The following is a 23,978-nucleotide window of genomic DNA, read 5'->3' as shown; positions in this document are numbered from 1 at the left end:
GTTCACCTTTCGGAAGCTGCGCCATCGGTTGCGAAGTCGAGCCCTAGGTCGAGCGATGGCGCGCTGTGGGTGAGTTCCCCCACCGAAATCACGTCGACACCGGTCTCAGCGATGGCACGCACGGTGTCCAGGGTCACTCCCCCGCTTGCTTCGACAATCGCACGTCCGTCGATCAACGCAACTCCAGCCCGCAAATCGTCCAGGCTGAAGTTGTCGAGCATGATCGTGTCGGGACGGCCCTCCAGCACGGCAGGCAACTGGTCGAGCCGGTCGATCTCCACTTCGAGATGCATCGTGTGCGGGATCCGCGCCCGCACCGCCCGAATCGCTTGCGTGAGGTCCAGCCCCTGCTGTGCGAGCACCGCAAGGTGGTTGTCTTTCAGCATCACGGCGTCCGATAGCGAAAAGCGGTGATTGTGGGCCCCGCCGGCGCGCACGGCGGCGCGTTCGAGCATCCGAAGGCCGGGGGTGGTCTTCCGTGTGTCGGCGATGCGCGCGCCCGTGCCCTCCACCGCGTCGACGTATCGGGCGGTGAGGGTGGCGATACCGCTGAGTCGTTGCGCGAAGTTCAGCGCGATGCGCTCGGCGCGCAGAATCGCGCGCGCGTTCCCGGTGATCGTGGCGATGGTCGCGCCTGGGGTGAGACGGTCACCGTCGGCGCGGTGCATGACGATGCCGGCTTCCGGGTGAGCCTGGCGAAAGGCTTCGACGATGCAGTCCGACCCGGCGAGGACTCCCTCGGCACGGCTGACCAATTCCGCGCGGGCGGTGGCCGTCGCCGGGATGCTCGCCTCGCCCGACACATCACCCCACGGTGCGTCTTCGGCAAGGGCGCGAGCAACCAGCTCGGCAATCGCCTGCGAAGGCGCCTGAACGCGACCGCTGACGGCCGTCGGATGCTCGGAGCCGGTCGCGCTCATATCTTCACCTCTCGGGTAGGTACGGCCGCCGCGAGGGCGGGCTCGCGATGGTCGCTGTGCAGGTCGTGCGTCAACAACTCAGGACTAGCGACAACCCGCCGCGCCCACGCGCGTCGCCACCGCTGCCTCGGGTCCGTCGCGGGATAGTCCGTGCGGGCGTGGGCGCCACGCGATTCGCGACGTGCGAGCGCTGCCTCAGCGGTGAGGCGAGCCAGCGGCACGAGTCGGGCAGCGAGAGCATCGGCAGGCTGTGCATCCGCGAGTTCTCGGGCCAGATCGCCCATCGTCACTCCGTCACGGAGGAGCCCGAGCGCATCCCACGCGCGGTCGCGCACGTACTCGCCAGCGACGGGCGTGGCGCCGTCGGCCAGCGCGTCCGATGCGCCAGGCGCCTCACTCAGGACAGTCGGCACCTCGACCGCGCCAGCCTCGTCATCGCGTTTGTCCTGAGTTGTTGACAGCGACGGGGTTGGGAGCGGCGAGGGTGCAACGTCGGCAGCAAGCAAGTCGCCCGCCCGCCAGCCGACGACGAGCGCCTCGAGCAGCGAGTTCGACGCGAGGCGGTTGGCCCCGTGCACGCCCGTCGACCCCGTTTCGCCCACAGCGAACAGGCCCGGAACTGTGGTGCGCCCGCTCATGTCGGTCAGCAATCCGCCCATGGCGTAGTGAGCGGCTGGCGTGACCGGCACGGGCTCGCGAGTCCAGTCGTACCCGGCCGAGCGCACGAGCCGGTCGATCGTCGGGAAGCGCTCGCGCAGCGTCCGCTCCCCCAGCGAGGTCGCATCGAGCAGCACGGGAGCTCCGCCCTGCTCGCGCATCTGCGCGGCGATCGCGCGGGCCACCACATCGCGCGGGGCAAGCTCGCCCCGCGGATCATGGCCGGCCCCGGTGAGGAAGCGCCGCCCCGCCGCGTTGAGCAGCACCGCCCCTTCGCCGCGCACCGCCTCCGAGACGAGGCCGCCGCCGGCCAACACGGTCGGGTGGAACTGCACGAACTCGAGGTCGACGACCGCTGCCCCCGCCGCGTAGCCCAGAATCACGCCGTCCCCGGTCGCCACCGGCGGGTTCGTCGTGTGCCGGTACAACTGCCCGTTGCCGCCGGTCGCGATAACGACCGCGTCGGCGTCCAGGCGCTCGGTCACGACAGCTCCGTCACGCGGGATGCTCGGGGCCACGTCAACGGCACACACCCGCTCATCGCTTCCGCGCACGATCGCGACGGCGGTCGTGTGCTCGCGCACGAGCATCCGCCCGGAACTGCGGGCCTCGTCTAGCGCTGTCGCGAGGGCGTGCTCGATGATGCGGCCGGTGGCGTCGCCCCCGGCGTGGAGCACGCGGGCGACCGAGTGCGCGGCTTCCAGGCCGCGGGCCCAGCCAAGCGGGCCGCGCGTATCGCTTTCGTCGCTCGCCGCCGTATCGAACTCGACCCCGAGCGCGACCAGGTCGTGCAGGCGCGCGGCGCCCTCCCGCGCCATCAGTCGCACGGCCTCGGGGTCACTGAGCCCCGCGCCGGCCGCCAGCGTGTCGCGTGTGTGCAACTCAGGACTATCGTCGGCGAACACCGCGGCGGCGATTCCGCCCTGCGCCCACGCGGTCGAGCCCGCGGTCAGCTCAGCCTTCGTCACGAGCGTCACGTCGTGCACGCGCGCGGCACGTAAAGCGCTGATCAGACCGGCAATGCCGCTGCCAATGACGACGACGTGTCCCATGAGTGTCCGAGTCCGAGAGCCGTGACAGCCCTAGTCGCGCGGTTTCGCCGCGAGCATGCGCTCGAGTGCGACGCGCGCTTCGTCCTGAATTGTTGACGGCACGACGATCTCGTTCACGACACGGCCGGCCACCAGTTCCCCCAGCACCCACGCGAGGTATCCCGGGTGGATGCGGTACATGGTCGAGCACGGGCAGATCACGGGGTCGAGGCAGAAGATCGTGTGTTGCGGGTACTCGGCGGCCAACCGGTTCACCATGTTCACCTCGGTGCCGATCGCGAAGGTGGTCGGCTCGGTCGCCCCTGCCACCGCCCGGCGGATGTAGTCGGTCGACCCCGCCTCGTCGGCCGCGTCGACGACGGGCATGGGGCACTCGGGGTGCACCACGACACGCACGTCGGGGTAGACGGCGCGCGCATTCTCGATCTGCTCGACGGTGAAGCGCTTGTGCACGCTGCAGAACCCGTGCCAAAGCACGACCCGGGCGTCCAGCAATTCGTCACGGGTCGACCCGCCGAGCGGCTTGCGCGGGTTCCACATCGGCATCTGCTCGAGCGGTACGCCCATCGCCTTGGCGGTGTTGCGCCCGAGGTGCTGGTCGGGGAAGAACAGCACCCGCTGCCCCCGCTCGAACGCCCACTCGAGCACGGTCTTCGCGTTCGACGACGTGCACACGATGCCGCCGTTGCGCCCGCAGAACGCCTTGAGCGCCGCCGACGAGTTCATATACGTCACCGGGATGATCGGGGCGCGGCCATCCGCATCCGGTTCCGTCCCGTAGACCGAAACCAGCTCCTCCCACGCCGCCTCGACGCTGTCGATGTCGGCCATGTCGGCCATCGAGCATCCCGCGGCGAGGTTCGGAAGGATCACCCGCTGCGAGTCGCGGGCGAGGATGTCAGCCGTCTCGGCCATGAAGTGCACGCCGCAGAACACGATGTACTCGGCGTCGGGCTTGGTGAGCGCAGCGTTCGCGAGTTGGAACGAGTCGCCGAGGAAGTCGGCGTGCTGCACAACCTCGTCGCGCTGGTAGAAGTGCCCGAGGATCACGAGGCGCTCGCCCAGGGTCTCCTTCGCCGCCCGGATGCGCGCGTGCAGTTCGTTTGTCGACGCATCCTGGTACTCGCGGGGCAGCCCGCCCTGCACGGGTGAGCCGGTCGGGATCACGTCGTACATCGACGACCCGGGGCCGTACCCGGGAGTGGGGTCGAACTCCCACGGGCTCTTCGCGAGGTCGGGGGTGCACGTCTCGCCGGGCAGCACACCGTTGGTGATGCCACGAATGGTCGTGTCGAGGGTGAGGGGTGTCGTACTCATGCGGAGATCCTCGGGGTGAGCGGGCCGGCGTCGACCAGTTGCACGTCGCCGGTGTAGCGGTAGAGCTTCGGGGGGCGGTGGCGGCCGCCGGTGACGACGCCGCCGGTGGGTTCGATGGCGCCCGACGACTCCATCTGGCGGCGGAAGTTCGCCGGGTCGAGAGGCTTCTGCAGCACCGCCTCGTAGACGCCGCGCAGCTCGGCGAGCGTGAACTCGTCGCCCAGGAAGGCGTGCGCGATGGCCGAGTACTCCATCTTGGTGCGCAGGCGCCACAGCGCGTAGTCGACGATGAGGTTGTGATCGAAGGCGAGCTCGGGCAGCTCGTCGGCCGGGAACCACTGCACGTTCTCTCCCAGCGTCAGGCGCTCGGCCTCATCGGGCCGCACGAGTGCCCAGTAGACGATCGACACGAGGCGCCGGTCGGGCGAGCGGTCGACGTCGCCGAAGGCGTAGAGCTGCTCGAGGTAGGCGGGTTCGAGCTGGGTCGTCTCGGCGAGGTTGCGGCGCGCCGCGCCTTCGAGACTCTCGTCGAGTTCGACCATTCCGCCGGGAAGCGCCCACCGGCCGCACTGCGGCTCGCGGATGCGGCGCACGAGTGGCAGCCAGACGGTCGCCGGCGCGTCGGTGCCCACGGCGGGCCCACTCGTGTCCCCCTCGGCATCGCGCAACGCGAAGATCACCGTCGACACGGCGAGACCGATGGATGCGCGGAGCACGTCACTGCTGTCGCTCACGGCGCCCCTTCGGTCGGCTTCGCTGCGCCGGGCGACGCAGAGTTACAGTCATGATGACCAGAACGAAGCGTACCACTAAAGGTGTGCAGAACCTGAACTGGGCGATATGCGCCGCGGCGCGGGGTGCGCTCGGACGGTGCTGCGAGCATCCAGAATGGGGCTCGTGAGCCCGCTGTTTGTGATCCCCCTGTGGGCCGACCTGCTCGCCGTCGGCGTCGGCGCGCTGCAGGGCGCCATGTTCGCCTCGCAGTTCCGCGACCGGCGGCTCGACTGGCTGGGCGTCGCCATCATCGGCATCGTCGTCGGGTTTGGCGGCGGTCTCCTGCGCGACCTGCTGCTGAACGTCGAACTCGCACCCCTGCAGTCGAACTGGTACGTCGCGGTGGCGACGGGTGCGGCACTGCTTGGCATGCTGCTCGAGCGCGTGCTGTCGAAGCTCTCGCGCATCATCACCGCTCTCGACGCCCTCACGATCGGGCTCTTCGGGGCGATCGGCACGACCAAAGCCCTGTCGCTGGGCCTTCCGCCCGTGGCCGCGGTGTTCGTCGGCGTCTTGGCGGCCGTGGGCGGGTCGATCCTGCGCGACGTGCTGCTCACCCTTCCGATCGCGCTCATGCACGTGGGGTCGCTGTACGCGCTCGCCGCGGCCGGCGGGGCTGTGGCCATCGCAGGGCTGCTCGAGTTTGGCGTCGACGTGTTCGTCGCCGCCGGGATTGGCGTCGCACTGACCTTCGTAATCCGAATCCTGTCGGTGCTGTTCGGCTGGAGCCTGCCCGAACAGCGCGCCATCACGCGGCTGCCGAAGTTGCCGCCGCTGCCCGCCATGCCGGGTCGGCGGCGGCAGTCGGCGACCGTGGAAGTCGAGCGGGGTCGAGTCGTCACGACCGCGACGGGGATTATTCACCTGCACGCGACCACAGCCGCGATTCCCGTCGTCAGCGATGCACCCGGCGCCGAGCCGCGGGTGCGCCGCCGCTCCCCCATCCCGGGTGCGAGCCGGGCGCGCCGCTGAGGGCACCCGCTGGCAGCGGCTGTCAACAACTCAGGACTAGTGCGCCTCGTGTCCTCCCGGTGCGCATCCGAGGGGGTGTCGACAATTCAGGACTAACGCGGGCGGTCGCCCTGCCGTGGCCCGGTCGGACGCGGGCCGCCGGGCCATCGCACTGCGTTAGTCCTGAGTTGTTGACACGCGGGCGGCGACTACAGTCGTCGGGTGCCGAAGCGTGTGCCCAGCCCCGAGCTCATGGCCGCGGTGGACGCGCTCAGAGGGCCGGATGCGCGGGTCGCCATCGCGGGGGTCTCCGGCTCGGGGAAGTCCACGCTCGCTCGCCGGCTGTCGGCGGCCGTCGATCTGCCCGACACCGAGCTGGACGCCCTGCACTGGGGAGCCGATTGGACTCCGCGCCCCTCGTTCGCGGACGACGTCTGCGCACTCGTCGCTCGCGAACGCTGGGTCACGGAGTGGCAGTACCGCGCGGTGCGCCCCCTGATCCTCGAGCGGGCAACGGTGATGGTCTGGCTGGATCCGCCGTTCCGCACGACCTTCCGACGGGTGGTTTCACGGACACTGTGGCGACGCCTCCGACGCGAAGAGCTGTGGAACGGCAACCAGGAACCGGGCATCCGCCACGCGATTCTGCACCGCGAGGGGATCATCCGCTGGGCGGTGTCGACGCGCAACAAGTATCGCCACCTCATCGAGAGTGCTGTGCGCACCCGTCCCGATCTCGTCGTCCTGCGCATCCGCCGAACCCGAGAAGTGCGGGCACTCCTCGCCGCGGTGTCAACAACTCAGGACTAACGCGCGAGGTGCAGTCTGTGAGCCGCAGCAGCGCGCGGCGCAATCACCGCAAACGCCGCGCTAGTCCTGAGTTGTTGACGGCGACCCAAGTCGGGGCGAGCGGCGCTAGTCCTGACTTGTTGACGGCGCACGCGCAGGGGCCGCACATCGCGGCACTGCGCCACGCCCTTACGCCGTGGCGAGCTCGCGGGCGCCCGTCTCGAGGCGAATGGCGCGGTTGATCGCCGAGACGACGGCCTTCAGCGAGGCCGTCGAGATGTCGGGGTCGATGCCGACGCCCCAGAGCGTGCGGCCGTTGACCTCGAGCTCGACGTACGAGGCGGCGTAGGCGTCCCCGCCGGCCGAGAGCGCGTGCTCGACGTAGTCGAACAGTCGCACCTCGATGCCCTGCCCCTGCATGATGCCGAGGAACGCCGCGATCGGCCCGTTTCCCGTGGCCGAGACGCCGTCGATCGCGTCGCCGTCGCGCAGGGTGACGTCGAGCGCGACCGACCCGGTCATGTCTGAGGCGGTGCGAGTGGAGAGCAGCTCGAATCGCCCCCACTTGTCCGTCTCGTCGGCTGCGGGCAGGTACTCGTCCTGGAAGATCTCCCAAATCTGCTCGCTCGTGACCTCGCCACCCTCGGCGTCGGTCTTCGCCTGCACGACGTGGCTGAACTCGATCTGCAGCTTTCGGGGCAGGTCGAGCGCGTGGTCGGTCTTCAAGAGGTAAGCGACGCCGCCCTTGCCCGACTGCGAGTTCACCCGAATAACCGCCTCATACGAGCGCCCCAGGTCTTTCGGGTCGACCGGCAGGTAGGGAACACCCCAGACCAACTCATCGACACCAACACCCGCCGCCGCAGCGCGCGCATCCATCGCCTCGAAGCCCTTCTTGATGGCGTCCTGGTGCGAGCCGCTGAAGGCCGTATAGACGAGGTCACCCGCCCAGGGCGAGCGCTCGTGCACCTTCAGCTGGTTGCAGTACTCGGCAGTGCGCTTGATCTCGTCGAGGTCGCTGAAGTCGAGCTGCGGGTCGATGCCTTGCGTGAAGAGGTTGATGCCGAGCGCGACGAGGTCGACGTTGCCGGTGCGCTCGCCGTTGCCGAAGAGGCACCCTTCGATGCGGTCGGCGCCGGCCATGTAGCCGAGCTCGGCCGCCGCAATTGCGGTGCCGCGGTCGTTGTGCGGGTGCAGGCTGAGGATGATCGAGTCTCGGCGCGCGAGGTGGCGGTGCATCCACTCGATCGAGTCGGCGTAGACGTTCGGCGTCGCCATCTCGACGGTCGCCGGCAGGTTGATGATCAGCTGGCGCTCGGGTGTCGGCTGCAGTTCCTCAATGACGGCGTTGCAGACCTCGAGCGCCGTCTCGAGCTCGGTGCCGGTGTAGCTCTCGGGGCTGTACTCGTAGAACACTTCCGTGCCCGGCACCGTCGCTTCGTACTGCTTGCACCAGCGCGCACCATGAAGCGCAATCTCTTTCACGCCCTCCACATCAGTGCGGAACACGACCTCGCGCTGCAAAACGCTGGTCGAGTTGTAGAAGTGCACGATCGCGCGCTTCGCACCCTTGATCGCCTCATACGTGCGAGCGATCAGGTGCTCGCGCGACTGCGTCAGCACCTGAATCGTCACGTCGTCGGGAATCAGCTCGTCCTCGATGAGTGAGCGCACGAAGTCGAAGTCGGTCTGCGACGCCGACGGGAACCCGACCTCGATCTCTTTGAAGCCCATGCGCACGAGCAGGTCGAACATGATGCGCTTGCGCTCCGGGCTCATCGGGTCGATGAGCGCCTGGTTGCCGTCACGCAGGTCGACGGCGCACCAGCGCGGAGCCTGCGTGATCGTCTTCGTCGGCCACGTGCGGTCGGGCAGATCGACCCGCACGATCGACTGGTAGGGCTGGTACTTGTGCGTCGGCATCCCCGACGGCTGCTGGCGGTTCTTCATGGTCTTCGCGGCTCCTGGGTGACGTGTCTGATGCTGGTCTCAGCCGACAACGAACTCCGCGACGAGGGAGGCTAAGGGCTAAGCCTCGTCGCGGCAACGAAGAAGAAGCGTGCCGAACACGATCTCAGGGTACACCCGGCCGGCTCACGGCCGCGAACCGTTCCGGATGCTGGACCGCGGTACGCGTGCGCGCCCGGTCGCATACGACTAAAGGATGAAACCTCGCATCCGACAGGATGAACGGGGCGCGTTTCGCGCGACGCGCCGCGTCGCGATGCGTAGCGTGACGCACATGTTCGATCACCTGATCACCTGGTTCACACCCGAGCGCCGCGATCGCACCCTCTTCCGGGCGGAAATTGCCGTCGGCGTGTTTTTGGCCCTCGCACTCATGCTTGACCAGACGTGGCGAGGGGGGTCCTTCTTCGCGATCGTCGTCAGCAACGTCGTCGCGTTGCTCCTCGGTTTCGGTGTCGCGGTTCATCGCACCCGTCCTCACTGGGCCGTCGTCGCACTCGGCGCGAGCGTCTTTGTCGGACTGCTTGCGACAGTTCTCATTGGGCCGCCCAACAATGCGCTGATCTTCCTCGCAGCGGCAGTCGTCACCTTCGGTTCCAGCGCCTACGGGAATCCGGCAACGCGATGGTTTGGCCTTGGGCTCTCCGTTCTCGCAGCGATCGGCCTGGCCCTCGTTTTCGTCATTGGCGCGGGGCTTTACGTGAACGTGAGCCTCGGATACGTCCTCGCCAGGATTATCGAAATCTTGATCTGGCCGGTCATCTCTCTGATGCCGTGGGTGCTCGGAGAGCTCGTGCGAAGCATCCGAAACCGACGGGTGCTGAGCGCCGCCGTCAAGAGCGTGAGCACCGAGCGCGATGCCGCGCTCACCCGCGCCGACCTCGAGGCCGAGCGCACCCGGGTCGCGCGCGACGTGCACGACATCGTGGCGCACTCCCTCACGGTCGTCATCGCCCAGGCCGACGGGGCCCGCTACGCGACAACCGCCGACTCCCCCGCCGCGGCCGACGCATTCGGCACGATCGCGCAGACAGCGCGCGACGCGCTCGCCGACGTGCGCACCCTGCTCACCGAGCTGCGCCACACGCAGGAGGCCGGTCCGCAGCCCGGGCTCGCGAACCTCGACGCGCTATTCGACTCGTTTCGCGACTCCGGGCTCGAGCTCAACGTGCACGAGTTCGGCGAGCGGGGTCGACTCACCGATGCCCGCGAGCTGGCGCTCTACCGAATCGCGCAGGAGTCGCTCACGAACGCCCTCCGCCACGGCGACGGCCGCGCGACACTCGACCTCGATTGGAGCGACGCAACGGTCGACCTGCTCGTCACAAACCAGGCAGCGGCAACCTCGGCACGATCAACACCCCCCAACGCAGAGCCTGCCACCGACACCGACACCGCCGCGGCCACACTGTCGCAGCCCGGCCATGGCATCGACGGGATGCGCGAGCGCTCGATCCTTGCGGGCGGCGAGTTCAGCATCCATGAGGGCGCGACGTATCGAGTGAGGGCGCGACTCCCGCGGGAACCGCGCGAGCATCCCCGTGCCGAGGCTCGGGACAGCGAAGGCGTGGTCACCGAGGTGCACGCGTGACCGCGCCGGTGTCGCCGGTGAACGTGTCGGCGAGCCACTCAGCCACCGACGCCGCGACCGTCGCCATTCCGATTGGATTCGTGGTTGTGCCGCGCCGGCCTCTCACTCCGGCGACGCTGCCGTGGAGCACCGCGTGACCCCGATCCGCGTGCTACTGGTCGACGACCAGCCGCTGTTTCGGCGCGGAGTGCGCATGCTCATCGAGTCGCAATCCGACCTCACCGTGGTGGGTGAGGCGGCCAGTGGTGACGAGGCGGTAACCGCGGCGGGCGAGCACTCGCCCGACGTTGTGCTGATGGACATCCGCATGCCGAGGGTCGACGGCATCGCCGGAACCCGCGGCATCATGAGTGCCGCGGCCGACGCCAACCGTCCACCCCCGCGCGTCATCGTGCTCACCACCTTCGACCTCGATGACGCAGCGCTGCGGGCAATCCGCGCGGGCGCGAGTGGCTTCCTCCTTAAGCACGCCGAGCCCGAGTTTCTGCTCGCCGCCATCCGCGCCGTGCACGGCGGGCACGCCGTCGTCGCGCCCGGCGCGATCGCCGACCTGCTCACTCACGTGGATGCCCGCCCCGCGCCCCCGAAAGACCTCAGCGCCGCGCGCGACACCGCCCTCGCCGACCTCAGCCCGCGCGAACGCGAGATCTTCGGCGCTATCGCCGAAGGCCTCAGCAACGCCGAGATCGCCGAACGCGAGTTCGTCAGCGAGGCGACGGTGAAGTCGCACGTCGGTCGCATTCTCGCGAAGCTCGGGCTGCGCGACCGGGTGCAGGTGGTGTTGTACGCGCACGACCATGGGTTGCTCCCCCGCCGCTGAGGGCCGCGCGGCATGCCCGCGCGATGCCGCGCCCAGGCCTCGGCTGTCGCAACGCCCGGGTGCACCACGCTCGCAGCGGCGCGTCGCGCGGCAACACGCGGGATGTCGCAACCCTGGCCGGTGCTGCGCGACACTCGACTAGCGACCGTTGCCCGTGTCACTCCCCAAGTTGCATGTCCGCAGCACCGACAGCGCGGCGCAACACGCCGGGGTTGGGGGCCCACAGTCCGCACGCCCGCCCGAATTGTCGGCCTGGCAGACACCGGCCGGGGCTCGGCTGTCGCAACGCCCCGGTCTGTCGCGGCGCGCGCGGCGTGTTGCCGGGGACTCGCCGACTGTCGCGACCCTGACCGGGACTACGCGACACGCGGGCGGCGCGCCGTGCCCGCCCTAGAACCCGAGCCGCCCCAACTGCTTGGGGTCGCGCTGCCACTCCTTGGCGACCTTCACGTGCAGCTTCAGAAAGACCTTGCGCCCGAGCAAAGCCTCGATCTCGCCGCGGGCCCGCCGGCCCACGTCGGCAAGCCGCGATCCGCGGTGCCCGATGATGATGCCCTTCTGGCTGTCGCGCTCGACCCAGACGTTGGCGAAGATCTGTAGCAGGCCGTCGCCCTCGCGCTCGATCATCTCGTCGATGGTGACGGCGAGCGAGTGCGGCAGCTCGTCGCTGACTCCCTCGAGCGCCGCCTCGCGAATGAGCTCGGCGACCCGGTCCTCCTCGGTCTCGTCGGTCGTCGACTCGGCCTCGTAGAGCGGCGGCGAGACGGGCATGAGGCGAATCAGCTCGTCGGCGAGCACGTCGACCTGGTCGCCGGTCAGTGCCGACAGCGGGATCACGAGGTCCCACTCGCGCAGGGCCGACACGGCGATGAGCTGCTCGGCGACGCGCTCGGGCCCGACGCGGTCGGTTTTCGTCACGATCGCCACCTTGCGTACGCGAGCGCCGTGCGCATCCAGCTGCTCGTTGATGTATGTGTCACCAGGGCCAATCGGCTCGCCGGCGGGAACGCAGAACCCAATCACGTCGACGTCGCCGAGCGTGTCTTGCACGAGCGCGTTGAGGCGCTCGCCGAGCAGTGTGCGCGGGCGGTGAACGCCCGGCGTGTCGACGACGATCAACTGTCCGGATGCTCGGTGCACGATTCCGCGGATCGCCCGCCGCGTCGTTTGCGGCTTCGACGAGGTGATGGCGACCTTCTCGCCGACCAGCGCGTTCATGAGGGTCGACTTGCCGACGTTCGGGCGGCCGACGAAGGTGACGAATCCGGCTCGGTGTTCCGCGGTTTCGGAAGGGGGCGCGCAGAAGGCGCGGGGCTTGCGGGCGGGAGGGGTGTCGCGGGTTTCGGTCACGGGGCGCTCCTCGGGGAGGTGGGGCGGGCATCCTGGACGGGGATCGCGCCGGTGTCGGTCGACGCGGCGGCAAACGCGAGGCGCGCATCGATGAGCGCCTGGTCGGCCTCGACGAGCACGGTGACGACGCGCTTGCGGCGTCCCTCCGTGCGTTCGGCGGTGAGGTGCAGCCCGTCTACCTCGACGGTTGAGCCGGCCACCGGCAGGCGGTCGAGGTGCTTCGTCAGGAGCCCGCCGACCGTGTCGACGTCGTCATCGTCGAGGTCAATGCCAAACAGGTCACCCAATTCGTCGACGGGCATGCGCGCGCTGACGCGGAACCGGTTCTCGTCGAGCTGCTCGAACGCGCTTTGCTCGCGGTCGTACTCGTCGGTGATGTCGCCGACGAGCTCTTCGATGAGGTCTTCCATCGTGACGAGCCCCGCGATACCTCCGTACTCGTCGACGACGAGCGCCAGGTGGTTCGACTCGTGCTGCAGGTACCGCAGCGCGTCGTCGGCCTTTTTCGACTCGGGCAGGAACTGCGCGGGCTTCGCGAGCACGTCGACCTGCGTCGCCCCCGCTGTCTCGGGCGACGAGACGGTGAGCCGGGTCACATCGCGCAGGTACACGACGCCGCGAATGTCGTCGGCGTCGTCGCCGATCAGCGGGATGCGCGATACCCCCTTCTCGAGGAACAGCGCCATCGCCTCGGCGACGGTCTGCCCCGTTTCGAGCGTGGTCATGTCGGTGCGCGGCACCATGACCTCGCGCACGATCGTGTCGTTGAACTCGAAGATCGAGTGGATGAGTTCGCGGTCTTCGACCTCGAGCACGTCGAGGTCGGTCGCCTCGTCGACCATCGACAGCAGCTGCTCCTCGCTGGAAAACGCCACGCTGCGCGGACGGCCCGGCGTGACCCGGTTACCGATGACGACGAGGGCGTCGGCGATCGGGCCGGTCAGCACGCGGATCGCCCGCACGAGCGGCGCCGTGGCGACGATCAGTGCACGCGGATGCGCGCGGCCGACGCTGCGCGGGCTCGAACCGACGAGCACGAACGAGACGCCGATCATGATGAGCGCGCTGACGACGAGCACCCACCACCACTCCGTGAGGATGCTCGCAAACGCGAGCGTGACGAGCACCGCCGCGATCGTCTCGGCGACGATGCGGAGGAAGTTGAGGGCGTTGACGTGCGCGCCGATGTCGTTCGAGATCGTCAACAGCCGCTGCGGGGTCTTCCGCTCGGCGGCGAGCTCGACCAGGTCGTTGCGACTCAGTACTCCGAGGGCAGCGTCGATGGCGGCGAAGAGTCCGCCGAGCACGACGAGCACGAACGCCACCGCGAAGAAGACGGTGGTCAGCACCATCAGCGTTTGCGTTCGGCGAGGGTGTAGCCGACGAGCACGTCGCGTTGGATGCCGAACATCTCGCGCTCTTCTTCCGGCTCGGCGTGGTCGAAGCCGAGCAGGTGCAGCAGGCCGTGGGTGGTGAGCAGCAGCAACTCGTCCATGACCGAGTGGCCGGCCGTTTCGGCCTGGGCGATCGCGACTTGCGGGCAGAGCACGATGTCGCCGAGCAGGCCCGGAGGCGTCGGCTCGTCGTCGCTGCCGGGGCGTAGCTCGTCCATCGGGAAGCTCAGCACGTCGGTGGGGCCAGGCTCGTCCATCCACTCGATGTGCAGTCGCTCCATGGCGCCCTCATCGACCATCTGGATCGCGAGTTCCGCATCGGGATGCACGTTCAAGTGGTCAAACGCGTACACGACGAGCCGCTGGATCGCCGCCTCGTCGACGTCGACGCCCGACTCGTTGTTGATCTCGACGCTCACGCGCGAACCCTCGCCCTACTCACGCTCACCATCGTTGCGTACCGCGACGGCTGCGGCCGGGAAGCCGGTCGCGGGTCGCGGCGCGTCGGGCCGCGCGATTCACGCCCTGCGCACCCCGTGCATCCCCGTTTCCGCCTCCCGAGCGGCGCCGCTCGGCGCGCTCATACTCGGCCTTCTGCCGCTCTGCGTCGTACTTCGTGTAAGCATCGACGATGCGTCCGACCAGATTGTGCCGCACGACGTCGTCGCTCGTGAGGCGGGCGAAGTGGATGTCGTCGATTCCGTCGAGCACGCGCGTCACGAGCGACAACCCCGACGCGCCGCCCGGCAGGTCGACCTGGGTGATGTCGCCCGTGACGACCATGGTCGAACCGAACCCGAGGCGGGTGAGGAACATCTTCATCTGCTCGGGGGTGGTGTTCTGCGCCTCGTCGAGCACGACGAACGAGTTGTTCAGCGTGCGGCCGCGCATGTAGGCGAGCGGCGCGACCTCGACGACGCCGGAGGCGAGCAGCTTCGGCACGAGCTCCGGGTCCATCATCTCGTTGAGTGCGTCGTAGAGCGGACGCAGGTACGGGTCGATCTTGTCGGTGAGCGTGCCGGGCAGGAAGCCGAGGCGCTCGCCGGCCTCGACGGCCGGGCGCGTCAGGATGATGCGGTCGACCTCCTTGCGCGTTAACGCCTGCACGGCCTTCGCCATCGCGAGGTACGTCTTGCCCGTTCCGGCTGGGCCAATACCGAACACAATCGTGTGCTGGTCGATTGCGTCGACGTACGCCTTCTGGCCGAGCGTCTTCGGGCGGATGCTCTTGCCTCGACTCGTCAGGATCGCCTGGCTCAGGACATCGGCCGGGCTGCCCGAACCGTCGCGCAGGATGCGCGCCGAGCTCTGCACCTCAACCTCGCCGAGGTCGGTCCCGTTTCGCACCATCCGGATGAGCTCCTCTACCAGCGTTGCCGCCTGTTCGACTGCCGGGCGCTCGCCCTGCAGGGTGATCTGATTGCCGCGCACGTGCACGTCGACGCCGGGGTGCTCGCGCTCGAGCGTCGTCAGCAGCCGGTCCTGGGGGCCGAGTAGCCGCACCATGGCGACGCCGTCGACGTCGAGGTGGCGGGTGTAGGGCGCGTCGGGAAGGGGCGCGTGGGGTGCGTTATCCGTGGGCAAGCGACCCCTCGGCGAGCCCGCCCGCGAGGACGTGCGCGTGAACGTGGAAGACGGTCTGGCCCGCGTTTTCCCCCGAGTTGAACACGAGGCGGAAGTGTCCGTCGGCGTGGCTCTCGGCCAGCGTCTGCGCGGTGGCGACGACCTCGGCCAAGAGCTCGGGGTCGCCGGCCGCCAGCTCGGCGACCGTGGCATACTCGGCGGTCTTCGGCACGACGAGGAGGTGCACGGGGGCCTGTGGTGCAATGTCGCGGAACGCGATCACGCTGTCGGTCTCGTGCACGATGTCGGCCGGGATCTCACGGGCGATGATGCGCTCGAAGATCGTCCGCTCGCGGGTTTCCATGAGCGCAATTCTACGGGCGATATCGGATGCGCGCCCCGGCTCCCGCTCAGGGTTCGCTTCCAGCGGAGCCGCCGGCGTGCCGAGAACCGGTCACCAGCGACCGAGCGTCGTCGACAGCACGCTGAGAGCGGCGGGCCCCGCCGTCGAGGTGCGCAGCACGGTGTCGCCGAGGCGCACCGGGCGGGCGCCCGCGGTCGTGAGCGCGGCGAGCTCGTCGGGTGCGACGCCGCCCTCAGGCCCGACGACGAGCAGTATTGTGCCGCCCAGCTCACTCGGCGTGAGTGCGCTCAGCCGGTCCGGTGCGGTGGGCTCGAGCACGAGCACGCTGACGTCCACTTCCCCGGCCTGCGCGACGAGCTCGCGGGTCGTGGCGATCGGTGCGACGGAGGGCACGCGGGGGCGAATCGCCTGCTTGGAGGCCTCCCGCACGATCGTCTGCCAACGGGCGCGGCCCTTGTCTGCCTTCGGCCCCTTCCAGATCGAGACGCTGCGGGCCGCTTGCCACGGCACGATGGCGTCGACACCGAGCTCCGTCGCGGCCTGGATGGCCAGCTCGTCGCGGTCGCCCTTCGCGAGCGCCTGGACGAGCGTGAGGCGCGTCGGGGGCTCGGGATGCGCATCCACGGTCTCGAGGACGAGCGCGACGCGATCGGGCGTCGCGTCGAGCACGCGGCCGAGCGCGATCGTTCCCGCACCGTCGCCGACGCGCACCGTTTCGCCGGCACGCAGGCGCGCGACCGTAACGGCATGGCGGGCATCCGGACCGGTCAGGGCGACCTCGTCGCCCGCGGCGGCGCCGGCCAGTGCGAGCGTCTCGTCGAGGTAGAAGTGCGCCACGCCGCCGACGCTACAGGTTCAGGAAGCGGTCACGCAGCTTCGAGAACAGCCCCTGCTGGAAGGTCGAGAACTGGGGAGGCACGGGCCGGCGGCTCTGCGCGAACTCTTGGATGAGCTTCGTCTCTTTGCTGTTGAGCCGGACCGGCGTGACCACCTGAATGCCGAGCTTCAGGTCGCCGCGACCCGCGCCACGCAGACGCGTGATGCCGCGTTCCTTCACCGTCAGCACCTCGGCGCTCTGGGTGCCCGGCTTGATCTCGATGGAGACGTCGCCGTCGAGCGCGGGCAGGGTGACGGTCGTGCCGAGGATCGCGTCAGCCATCTGCACCTCGACGGTGGCCATCAGGTCGTCGCCCTGGCGGCTGAACGTCTCGTGCGTCTTCACCTTGATCTCGAGGTAGAGGTCACCGTTGGGGCCGCCGGCGGGGCCCACCTCGCCCTGTCCGGGCAGTTGGATGCGCAGGCCGGTGTCGACGCCGGCGGGAATGTCGACGGGGATCGAGCGGCGGGCGCGCACGCGGCCCTGACCGGCGCACGACGGGCACGGGTTCGGGATGACCGTGCCGTAACCGCGGCAGGATCCGCACGGCGACGAGGTCATCACGTTGCCGAGCAGGCTGCGTACCGTGCGCTGAATCTGGCCGGAGCCGCGGCAGATGCCGCAGGTGATCGGCTCGGTTCCGGGGGCGCAGCACGAGCCGTTGCAGGTCTCGCAGAGGACCGCCGTGTCGACATCGAGGGTGCGGGTCGTGCCGAAGATAATCTCGTTCAGCTCGACCTCGACGCGCAGGAGGGCGTCCTGGCCGCGCTCGCGGCGCGATCGGGGGCCGCGCTGCGACTGACCGCCGCCGAAGAACGTCTCGAAGATGTCGCCGAAGCCGCCAAAGCCGCCGCCCATGCCGCCGGAGCCGCCGAGGTCGTACTGCTGGCGCTGGTTCGGGTCGCTCAGCACATCGTACGCGTGCGTCACCTGCTTGAAGCGCTCGGCCGCCTCGCTCGACGGGTTCACGTCGGGGTGCAGCTCGCGCGCGAGGCGCCGGTAGGCCTTCTTGATGTCGTCGGCGCTCGCGTCTCGGGCGACCCCGAGGGTCTCGTAGTGATCTGCCACTTAGCGTTAGTCCTCACCCAGTAGGCGGCTGACGTAGCGCGCGACGGCGCGTACCGCTGCCATGTTGTTCGAATAGTCCATGCGGGTCGGGCCCAGAACGCCCAGCCTCGCCGATTGATCTGCGCCCATGCTGTACGGCGACGTCACAACCGCCGCCTCGTGCAGGGCCTCCGCGTTCTCGCGGCCGATCCGAGCCGCGACCACCTGCGAGTCGAGTTCCATCTCGCTGAAGAGCTTGAGCAGGGTCACCTGCTCCTCAATGGCCTCGAGCACCGGGTACACGCTGCCGGCGAAGTCGCCCTCTGTGCGCACGAGGTTCGCCGCCCCCGCCATGACGAGCCGATCTTGCCGGTGCGCATCCACGTGGCCGACGAGGGCCTCGGCGACGACGCGAACGGCGTCCCGTCGCTCGGGTGCGAAATGCTCGCCGAGAACGTCGGCGAGGCCGCCGACGTCCGCGAGCGGCCGGCCGTCGAGAAGCGCGTTGACCTTCGCGCGCAATTCGCCGACGAACACCTCGTCGGCCTCGAGCGGAAGCTCGATGATGCGCTGGTCGACCCGCCCACCGTCGGTGATGAAGACCGTCATGAGACGGGTCGCCGTCATCGGCACAAACTCGACGTGACGAACGCGGGCATTGCCGAGCGTCGGGTACTGCACGAGCGCCACCTGGTTAGTGAGCTGGCTGAGCAGGCGCACGGTGCGGGCAAACACGTCGTCAAGGTCGATCGACTGATCGAGGAACTGCGCGATCGCCTGGCGCTGGCCAGCGCTCAGCGGCCGCAACTCGGCGAGCTGGTCGACGAACATCCGGTAGCCCTTGTCGGTCGGAACGCGGCCGGAGGACGTGTGCGGCGCGGCGATCAACTCTTCTTCCTCGAGAAGGGCCATGTCGTTGCGAATCGTCGCCGAACTCACCCCGAACTGGTGACGCTCGACCAGGGCCTTCGAGCCCACGGGTTCTCGCGAGGACACGTAGTCCTGCACGATGGCGCGAAGCACCTGCAGTGCTCGATCCGACACCATGCGATGCCCCCTTTCGTGCCGCTCGCCGCCGCCATTCCTGGCACTCACCTGACGTGACTGCCAATTCTACCGCGGGGCGCGGGCGCGAAATCGTTGCCCTCGCGGTGCGGCGCGAGTACGGTCGAGCGTGTGTCAGTGCCAACGAAGGCGTTCCGTGCTCTCCGACGGCGCCGGCACGGTCATGCTCCACCCCGGGTATTCATACGCACCGTTCGCTCGCTCGAAAGGCAGTTCACCCCATGACTGACACCCCTCCTCCCCCTCCCCCCGCGTCGTCGGCCGCACCGGCGCCACTCAGCGAGGCCGAAGACCGCCAGTGGGCCTCGTTCGCGCACCTCGGCGGCATCATCGGCATCCTGCCGTCGCTCATCATCTTCCTGATCTTCAAGGACCGCGGAACCTTCACCCGCCAGGAGTCGAAGGAGGCGCTGAACTTCCAGATCACGATGGCCATCGCCCAGATCGCCGTGTTCATCCTGAACTCAATCCTCACCACAGTGACGTTCGGCCTCTGGGCGCTGATCGGCTGGATCTTCCCGCTCGGGCTCTGGGTGCTCTCGCTCATCTGGAGCATCATGGGCTTCCAGAAGGCGAAGGACGGGGTGGCCTACCGCTACCCGTTCGCGCTGCGCCTCATCAAGTAGGCGCCGCCTGACCGATCACACGACGAGGCGCTCGGCCGCATGGCCGGGCCCCTCTCGCGTGCATGGCAGTGCTGGGTGTTTACTGGCCTCATGACTGACGCGCCTCCCCCGAGCTCGCCGTACGCCGCCCCGCCGCAGCCGATGCGGCCGGAGGACGAGAAGCTCTGGGCCATCCTGATTCACATCGGCGGGATCTTCTTCGGTTTCCTCCCCTCGCTCATCGGCTACCTCGTGCTGAAAGACCGCGGACCGTTCATCCGTGACCACTCCGCGACGGCGCTCAACTTTCAGCTCACGATGCTGATCGCGGCGCTCGTTGGCAGCGTGTTGACGCTCGTACTGGTGGGCTTCGTGATCCTGGTGGGGGTGTCGATCGCGATCCTCGTGCTGTCGATCCTTGCCGCCGTGGCCGCGAACCGCGGCCAGGCCTACGCCTACCCGCTCGCGATTCGCTTCATCAAGTACTAAGCGCAGCACTTACGCAGGCTCCGGCAGCAGCCGACGCACAACCGCGTCGGCGAGCAGGCGGCCGCGCGCCGTCAACACGAGCCGCCCCGCGAGGGCGAGGCGAGCATCCACGAGTTCGTCGGCGATGAGGCCGGCGACTGCGGTGCGTCCCGCCCGATCGAGCGCGCTGACCGGCAGGCCGAGGGCCGTGCGGGTCTCAAGCAGCACGCGCTCGACGCGCCGGGTCTCGGCGTCGAGAGTTTCGCGGCCCGCGGCAGGGCTGAGGCCAGACGCGAGGCGCTGCGCGTAGGCCGCCGGGTGCTTCACGTTCCACCAGCGCACGCCGCCGACGTGGCTGTGCGCGCCGGGACCGACGCCCCACCAATCCTCACCGGTCCAGTACGCGAGGTTGTGGCGCGAGCGATGGGTCTCATCGCGCGCCCAGTTGCTGACCTCGTACCAGGCGTATCCGGCCGAGGCGAGCCGTGCATCCAGGTGCTCGTACATGTCGGCGTGCAGGTCGTCATCGACCGGGGGCACCTCGCCGCGGGCGATCTGGCGGGCGAGCTTCGTGCCCTCCTCGACGATCAGCGCATAGGCGCTCAGGTGGTCGGGCTCCGTCGCGAGCGCCGCGTCGATGCTGCGGTCAAGGTCGGCGAGGCTCTCGCCGGGGGTGCCGAAGATCAGGTCGACGCTCACCTGCAGGCCCGCCGCGCGCGCCTCGGCGACCCGTCGCGGCACGTTCTCGGGGTCGTGGGTGCGCTCGAGCGTCGTCAACACGTGCGGAACCGCCGACTGCATGCCCAGGCTCACCCGGGTGAACCCCGCCTCGGCAAGATCGGCGAGACCACGCGCGTCGATGGAGTCCGGGTTCGCCTCCGTCGTCACCTCGGCGCCGTCGGCGAGGCCGAAGGCGCCGCGCACAGCGTCGAGCATGCGGGCGAGGTCGCGCGTCGGCAGGAGGGTGGGGGTTCCGCCGCCGAAGAACACCGTGCTCGCGGGGCGGGGAGGAAGGTCGGCCTCGGCGAGCACGCGGGCCGCGAGCGCGACCTCCGCGATTGCCTGGTCGGCGAAGTCGGCCCGTGAGGTGCCGCGCACCTCGTCGGCCGTGTAGGTGTTGAAGTCGCAGTATCCGCAGCGCACCCGGCAGTACGGCACGTGCAGGTAGACGCCGAAGGCCCGCTCGGCGGCGCCCTCGGCGACGGTCGCCGGTAGGGCACCGTCGTCGGGGGCCGGGTCGGCAAGGGGCAGGGCGCTGGGCATCAGCACCATTCTCGCCGGTCTGGCGCCTGGCCGACGCCTGAAAGGATGGAGACGTGACCACGATTCTCTGGGACGTCGACGGAACCCTGCTGCTCAACTCGTTCACCGGTGGCGGCGAGCTGTACCACACCGCCGTCGAGCGGGCCGTGGGCCGTGAGCTCAGCCCGCCGCTCCCCCGCACCCACGGCAAGACCGATGGCCATATCCTCACCGACATCCTCGAGCACTTCGGGTTCGACGCGACCGAGTGGCACGAGCGGACTCAAGTCGCGCTCGACGAGTTGTCGGTGGAGCGCGCGAAGGCGGGCGATCGTCGAGAGATCGCGCCGGGCATCCGCGAGGCACTCGATCAGGCGGATGCTCGTGGCTGGGTCAACGCGCTGCTCACCGGCAACTCGGCCACCCGCTCGCGCGTAAAGCTCGACGGCTCGGGGCTCGGCGCCGACCGATTCGGCTGGAGCCGCTCGTTCTTCGGCGCGACCGCGCCCGAGCGCAGCGACATCACCCGCGCGGCGCGCGCCGCTCTGCCGGACGAGATCCTCGTGATCATCGGCGACACCCCGCGGGACGACGAGGCGGCGGTGGCGGCGGGCATCCCGTTCATCGCGGTGGCGACCGGGGTGTTCAGCGTCGAGGAACTGCGAGAGACGTCAGCGGTGCTCGTCGTGCCGACCATCGAGGGCCACGTCGACGAGGTGGTGGCGGCGATCGAGGCGCTGTAGCTGCGCTACGCGCCGAGCGCGCCGCCCACCGTCTGCACGAACCAGATCTGGTTCATGCGGTAGACCATCACCGCCACGGTGACCGCAACCACGCCCAAGATGATGGTCGCCCAGCGGGTGCGATCGATGAGCGCCCACACAACGCCGGCGACCACGAGCAGCAGCGCCACGATGAGGTAGAGCCACCACTCGACGATGTCGCCGGTCGGGTCGTTGCCGACGAGCGGCTGCACGATGCCGACGACGATCTGCGCAATGAGCAGCAGCGCGACGAGGGCGCTCCCGAGCACCGTCACGTCGTCGGGGCGACGCCCCATCGCGCCGAAGACCAGCGCGATCAGACCAACCAGCGTGGCGACGCCGATCTGCACGAAGCTGAACCACTCGATCACGGTGTACTCCTGGGCGACGGGGGTCTGCGATGCGGGCTGTGCAGTGCGGGGGTTTACGGCTCCTGCGGGAACCCCGTCAGAATACGGCCCCGTCCCGCCTCAACGCTGAGCAACGCCACGAGACGGCCCTGCGTGTCGACGGCGGCGACCGGGGAAGCGTCAGCGATGTCCAGGCCGTCGAGCTTCTTGCCGTGCGACAGATCCCGCGTCTGGTCGTCCGTGGTGTGGAGGACGGGGAACAGGCGGGCGACGATCTCGGCGGGCGCAGCAAGGAGGGCTGGGGCGGATGCGTCCTCGCCCGCGGCGATGAGAGCATCCAGGGTGATCGTGGCATCGTCGTCGACCGTGAACGGGCCAACACGCGTGCGGCGCAGCGCCGTGAGGTGCCCACCGACGCCGAGGGCGGTGCCGAGGTCGCGGGCGAGCGCGCGGATGTAGGTGCCCGTCGAGCAATCGACGACCGCGTCAACGTCGACGGCATCACCGGTTCGACGAATGTCGAGCACGTCGAAGCGCGAGACGGTGACGCGACGCGAGGCCAGCGTGACCTCCTCGCCCGCGCGCACTCGATCGTACGCGCGGCGACCGTCGACCTTGATCGCGCTGACCGCGCTCGGCACCTGGTCGAGCTCGCCGGTGAGGGAGGCGACCGCGGCGGCGATGCGGTCGTCGGTGGCGGCGGCGAGCGCGGCGGCCGACGCTCGCTCGCCGATCGCGTCACCCTCGGCGTCATCGGTCGACGTAGCGAACCCGAGGCGGATCGTCGTCGTGTACTGCTTGTCGAGACCCACGAGATAGGTGAGCAGGCGCGTCGCAGGGCCCGCGCCCAGCGTCAGCAGGCCGGTGGCCGCGGGATCGAGGGTGCCAGCGTGGCCCACCTTGCGGGTGCCCAGCGCGCGACGGGCGCGAGCGACCACGTCGTGGCTGGTGAGGCCGGCCGGCTTGTCGACGAGCAGCAGGCCGGAGATCACAGAGTCAACGCTACCGGCTCGACCTAGCATGGGCGGATGCGCGTCATCGTGATCGGAGCCGGAGCCGTCGGCGGGGTGCTCGCCGCGCTCCTCCACCGTGCGGGGCACGTCGTCGCCGTGGTCGCGCGCGGTGAGCACGCGGCGGCGATTGCGGCCGACGGTCTTCACGTGGACGGGGGCTGGGGTGAGTGGCGCGCCCGCGTCTCGGTCGTGGGCGGCGACGACGCCGAGGCGGCCGACCTTCTCGTGCTCGCCACGAAAGCGCATGACTCGGCGGCGGCGCTCGGTGAGTGGGCCGGCCACGACGGCACTGCGGTGCTGGTGTTGCAAAACGGTCTGGGTGGCGAGCAGGCGGTTCGGGATGCGCTTCCGAACTCTCCCGTCGCCGTCGGCCTGGCGCTGTTCGCCGTGAGCCTGACCGGCCCCGGTCGCATCACCGTGACCGGGCCGAACGGGCTGACGCTCGGGGGTGACGCCGACGCCGTGGCGGTCACAGAGCCGGTCTTGCGCCACGCGCTTCCGGCGGAGCTCACCGTCACCGACGACATCCTCGGCGCCCAGTTCACCAAGCTGCTGGTGAACCAGGTCAACGCCCTGCCGGCGATCACCGGACTGAGCGTGCAACAGACCATCGCCGACGAGGGGCTGCGCCGCATTCTTGCGACCGGGATGGTCGAAACCGTCGCCGTCGGAGACGCCGAGGGCGTCTCGTGGGGCCCGATCGGGGGCGTGAATGCGGACGCCGTCGCGCGCATTCGAGAGCGAGGCCGTGTCGCCGCCGACGAGCTGGCGAGGCGCCTGGCCACAGGGATGGGGGACGTGCCGAACCCGGCATCCATGCTGCAGAGTATTCGCCGCGGTCGTGTGACCGAGGTCGATCAGATCAACGGTGCGATCGTTACCCTCGGCCGTGCGCATGGCGTCGCGACCCCTGTGAACTCGGCCCTTGTCGAGCTCGTGCACGGGGTAGAGCGCACGGGCGAGCACCTCAGCCCCGCGGACACCCTCGCCCTCATCGCGCCCGCTCTCCCGTCAACAACTCAGGATTAACGCTCGGG

24 protein-coding genes and 1 pseudogene are annotated in these 23,978 nt (G+C 69.4%); 9 read left to right on the top strand and 16 right to left on the bottom strand.

Annotated features, from left to right (window positions below):
- Positions 1-2: 2 nt before the first annotated feature.
- Genes nadC through EV140_RS01030 form a run of 4 tightly spaced genes read right to left on the bottom strand, consistent with a single transcriptional unit; the run spans position 3 to position 4,680 of the window.
- Complete coding sequence (gene nadC / locus EV140_RS01045) at positions 3-920, bottom strand: carboxylating nicotinate-nucleotide diphosphorylase (protein ID WP_130280212.1); 918 nt, start codon at positions 918-920, stop codon at positions 3-5.
- On the bottom strand, positions 917-2,629 hold the full coding sequence (locus EV140_RS01040; protein ID WP_130280210.1) for an L-aspartate oxidase: 1,713 nt from the start codon (positions 2,627-2,629) through the stop codon (positions 917-919). Before EV140_RS01040 ends, nadC begins: the two co-directional genes overlap by 4 nt.
- A gap of 30 nt (positions 2,630-2,659) precedes the next feature.
- A complete protein-coding gene (gene nadA, locus EV140_RS01035; protein ID WP_130280208.1) occupies positions 2,660-3,946 on the bottom strand; it encodes a quinolinate synthase NadA in 1,287 nt (428 codons plus the stop codon).
- Entirely contained in the window at positions 3,943-4,680 is a 738-nt protein-coding gene (locus EV140_RS01030) for an NUDIX hydrolase (protein WP_241971233.1), read from the bottom strand. The genes nadA and EV140_RS01030 overlap by 4 nt, the downstream gene beginning before the upstream one ends.
- A gap of 154 nt (positions 4,681-4,834) precedes the next feature.
- Here EV140_RS01030 and EV140_RS01025 point away from each other — a divergent pair.
- Positions 4,835-5,479 (top strand): annotated as a pseudogene (locus tag EV140_RS01025) (trimeric intracellular cation channel family protein); the annotation flags it as partial.
- A gap of 414 nt (positions 5,480-5,893) precedes the next feature.
- Entirely contained in the window at positions 5,894-6,481 is a 588-nt protein-coding gene (locus EV140_RS01020; RefSeq protein ID WP_241971232.1) for a P-loop NTPase family protein, read from the top strand.
- 168 nt (positions 6,482-6,649) lie between these two features.
- On the opposite strand, the gene leuA is transcribed toward EV140_RS01020, so the two are convergent.
- Positions 6,650-8,410 carry a 2-isopropylmalate synthase gene (gene leuA, locus EV140_RS01015; protein WP_130280204.1) on the bottom strand — a complete coding sequence of 587 codons (1,761 nt, stop codon included), beginning with the start codon at positions 8,408-8,410 and terminating at the stop codon, positions 6,650-6,652.
- 292 nt (positions 8,411-8,702) lie between these two features.
- On the opposite strand from leuA, the gene EV140_RS01010 reads away from it, so the two are divergent.
- Genes EV140_RS01010 through EV140_RS01005 form a run of 3 tightly spaced genes read left to right on the top strand, consistent with a single transcriptional unit; the run spans position 8,703 to position 10,839 of the window.
- Positions 8,703-10,019, top strand: a complete 1,317-nt coding sequence (locus EV140_RS01010) for a histidine kinase (RefSeq protein WP_157985575.1) — start codon at positions 8,703-8,705, stop codon at positions 10,017-10,019.
- Complete coding sequence (locus tag EV140_RS13190; protein ID WP_157985574.1) at positions 10,016-10,156, top strand: hypothetical protein; 141 nt, start codon at positions 10,016-10,018, stop codon at positions 10,154-10,156. Before EV140_RS01010 ends, EV140_RS13190 begins: the two co-directional genes overlap by 4 nt.
- Positions 10,153-10,839: a response regulator gene (locus EV140_RS01005; protein WP_130280200.1), complete on the top strand. Its 687-nt coding sequence runs from the start codon at positions 10,153-10,155 to the stop codon at positions 10,837-10,839. Before EV140_RS13190 ends, EV140_RS01005 begins: the two co-directional genes overlap by 4 nt.
- A gap of 390 nt (positions 10,840-11,229) precedes the next feature.
- Here EV140_RS01005 and era read toward each other — a convergent pair whose 3' ends face one another.
- From era to hrcA, 8 genes are all read right to left on the bottom strand, one after another.
- The gene (era, locus tag EV140_RS01000; protein ID WP_130280198.1) at positions 11,230-12,189 is read right to left on the bottom strand and encodes a GTPase Era; all 960 of its coding nucleotides are present in this window, start codon (positions 12,187-12,189) and stop codon (positions 11,230-11,232) included.
- A complete protein-coding gene (locus EV140_RS00995; RefSeq protein ID WP_130280196.1) occupies positions 12,186-13,541 on the bottom strand; it encodes a hemolysin family protein in 1,356 nt (451 codons plus the stop codon). Before EV140_RS00995 ends, era begins: the two co-directional genes overlap by 4 nt.
- The gene (gene ybeY / locus EV140_RS00990) at positions 13,541-14,002 is read right to left on the bottom strand and encodes an rRNA maturation RNase YbeY (protein WP_130280194.1); all 462 of its coding nucleotides are present in this window, start codon (positions 14,000-14,002) and stop codon (positions 13,541-13,543) included. Before ybeY ends, EV140_RS00995 begins: the two co-directional genes overlap by 1 nt.
- A 25-nt stretch (positions 14,003-14,027) precedes the next feature.
- Complete coding sequence (locus EV140_RS00985; protein WP_130280995.1) at positions 14,028-15,089, bottom strand: PhoH family protein; 1,062 nt, start codon at positions 15,087-15,089, stop codon at positions 14,028-14,030.
- A 64-nt stretch (positions 15,090-15,153) separates the two neighbouring features.
- Positions 15,154-15,510, bottom strand: coding sequence for a histidine triad nucleotide-binding protein (locus EV140_RS00980; protein WP_130280192.1), 357 nt, complete (start codon positions 15,508-15,510; stop codon positions 15,154-15,156).
- 90 nt (positions 15,511-15,600) lie between these two features.
- On the bottom strand, positions 15,601-16,347 hold the full coding sequence (locus EV140_RS00975; protein ID WP_130280190.1) for a 16S rRNA (uracil(1498)-N(3))-methyltransferase: 747 nt from the start codon (positions 16,345-16,347) through the stop codon (positions 15,601-15,603).
- 10 nt (positions 16,348-16,357) lie between these two features.
- A complete protein-coding gene (dnaJ, locus tag EV140_RS00970) occupies positions 16,358-17,455 on the bottom strand; it encodes a molecular chaperone DnaJ (protein WP_130280188.1) in 1,098 nt (365 codons plus the stop codon).
- A gap of 6 nt (positions 17,456-17,461) precedes the next feature.
- Positions 17,462-18,481 carry a heat-inducible transcriptional repressor HrcA gene (gene hrcA / locus EV140_RS00965; RefSeq protein WP_130280186.1) on the bottom strand — a complete coding sequence of 340 codons (1,020 nt, stop codon included), beginning with the start codon at positions 18,479-18,481 and terminating at the stop codon, positions 17,462-17,464.
- A 239-nt stretch (positions 18,482-18,720) separates the two neighbouring features.
- Here hrcA and EV140_RS00960 point away from each other — a divergent pair, with 239 nt between their 5' ends.
- Both EV140_RS00960 and EV140_RS00955 read left to right on the top strand, forming a co-directional pair.
- Positions 18,721-19,125, top strand: a complete 405-nt coding sequence (locus tag EV140_RS00960) for a DUF4870 domain-containing protein (RefSeq protein WP_130280184.1) — start codon at positions 18,721-18,723, stop codon at positions 19,123-19,125.
- A gap of 90 nt (positions 19,126-19,215) precedes the next feature.
- Positions 19,216-19,593, top strand: coding sequence for a DUF4870 domain-containing protein (locus EV140_RS00955; RefSeq protein WP_241971231.1), 378 nt, complete (start codon positions 19,216-19,218; stop codon positions 19,591-19,593).
- Positions 19,594-19,602: 9 nt separating this feature from the next.
- Here the strand turns inward: EV140_RS00955 and hemW are convergent, their stop codons facing one another.
- Positions 19,603-20,835, bottom strand: a complete 1,233-nt coding sequence (gene hemW / locus EV140_RS00950) for a radical SAM family heme chaperone HemW (RefSeq protein WP_130280182.1) — start codon at positions 20,833-20,835, stop codon at positions 19,603-19,605.
- Between the two features lie 53 nt (positions 20,836-20,888).
- On the opposite strand from hemW, the gene EV140_RS00945 reads away from it, so the two are divergent.
- Entirely contained in the window at positions 20,889-21,557 is a 669-nt protein-coding gene (locus tag EV140_RS00945; RefSeq protein ID WP_130280180.1) for an HAD family hydrolase, read from the top strand.
- A 5-nt stretch (positions 21,558-21,562) separates the two neighbouring features.
- On the opposite strand, the gene EV140_RS00940 is transcribed toward EV140_RS00945, so the two are convergent.
- Both EV140_RS00940 and truB read right to left on the bottom strand, forming a co-directional pair.
- Positions 21,563-21,949, bottom strand: a complete 387-nt coding sequence (locus EV140_RS00940; protein WP_096421831.1) for a hypothetical protein — start codon at positions 21,947-21,949, stop codon at positions 21,563-21,565.
- A 53-nt stretch (positions 21,950-22,002) separates the two neighbouring features.
- Positions 22,003-22,950, bottom strand: coding sequence for a tRNA pseudouridine(55) synthase TruB (truB, locus tag EV140_RS00935; RefSeq protein WP_130280178.1), 948 nt, complete (start codon positions 22,948-22,950; stop codon positions 22,003-22,005).
- Between the two features lie 6 nt (positions 22,951-22,956).
- Between truB and EV140_RS00930 the strand changes: the two genes are divergently transcribed.
- Positions 22,957-23,970: a ketopantoate reductase family protein gene (locus EV140_RS00930; protein ID WP_130280176.1), complete on the top strand. Its 1,014-nt coding sequence runs from the start codon at positions 22,957-22,959 to the stop codon at positions 23,968-23,970.
- Positions 23,971-23,978: the final 8 nt, after the last annotated feature.

The sequence above is a fragment of the Microcella alkaliphila genome (assembly GCF_004216855.1).
GTDB classification, from domain to species: Bacteria; Actinomycetota; Actinomycetes; order Actinomycetales; family Microbacteriaceae; genus Microcella; species Microcella alkaliphila.
Note: the sequence above shows the minus strand (reverse complement) of the source record. Positions and strands in the feature narration are given on the sequence as shown.

Excerpts from the sequence above, each read along its gene's own strand:
- nadC (WP_130280212.1), bottom strand. The coding sequence starts at position 920 with ATGAGCGCGACCGGCTCCGAGCATCCGACGGCCGTCAGCGGTCGCGTT.
- EV140_RS01040 (WP_130280210.1), bottom strand. The coding sequence starts at position 2,629 with ATGGGACACGTCGTCGTCATTGGCAGCGGCATTGCCGGTCTGATCAGC.
- nadA (WP_130280208.1), bottom strand. The coding sequence starts at position 3,946 with ATGAGTACGACACCCCTCACCCTCGACACGACCATTCGTGGCATCACC.
- leuA (WP_130280204.1), bottom strand. The coding sequence starts at position 8,410 with ATGAAGAACCGCCAGCAGCCGTCGGGGATGCCGACGCACAAGTACCAG.
- EV140_RS01010 (WP_157985575.1), top strand. The coding sequence starts at position 8,703 with ATGTTCGATCACCTGATCACCTGGTTCACACCCGAGCGCCGCGATCGC.
- EV140_RS00995 (WP_130280196.1), bottom strand. The coding sequence starts at position 13,541 with ATGGTGCTGACCACCGTCTTCTTCGCGGTGGCGTTCGTGCTCGTCGTG.
- EV140_RS00985 (WP_130280995.1), bottom strand. The coding sequence starts at position 15,089 with ATGGTGCGGCTACTCGGCCCCCAGGACCGGCTGCTGACGACGCTCGAG.
- EV140_RS00980 (WP_130280192.1), bottom strand. The coding sequence starts at position 15,510 with ATGGAAACCCGCGAGCGGACGATCTTCGAGCGCATCATCGCCCGTGAG.
- hrcA (WP_130280186.1), bottom strand. The coding sequence starts at position 18,481 with ATGGTGTCGGATCGAGCACTGCAGGTGCTTCGCGCCATCGTGCAGGAC.
- EV140_RS00960 (WP_130280184.1), top strand. The coding sequence starts at position 18,721 with ATGACTGACACCCCTCCTCCCCCTCCCCCCGCGTCGTCGGCCGCACCG.
- EV140_RS00955 (WP_241971231.1), top strand. The coding sequence starts at position 19,216 with ATGACTGACGCGCCTCCCCCGAGCTCGCCGTACGCCGCCCCGCCGCAG.
- hemW (WP_130280182.1), bottom strand. The coding sequence starts at position 20,835 with ATGCCCAGCGCCCTGCCCCTTGCCGACCCGGCCCCCGACGACGGTGCC.
- truB (WP_130280178.1), bottom strand. The coding sequence starts at position 22,950 with ATGCTAGGTCGAGCCGGTAGCGTTGACTCTGTGATCTCCGGCCTGCTG.
- EV140_RS00930 (WP_130280176.1), top strand. The coding sequence starts at position 22,957 with ATGCGCGTCATCGTGATCGGAGCCGGAGCCGTCGGCGGGGTGCTCGCC.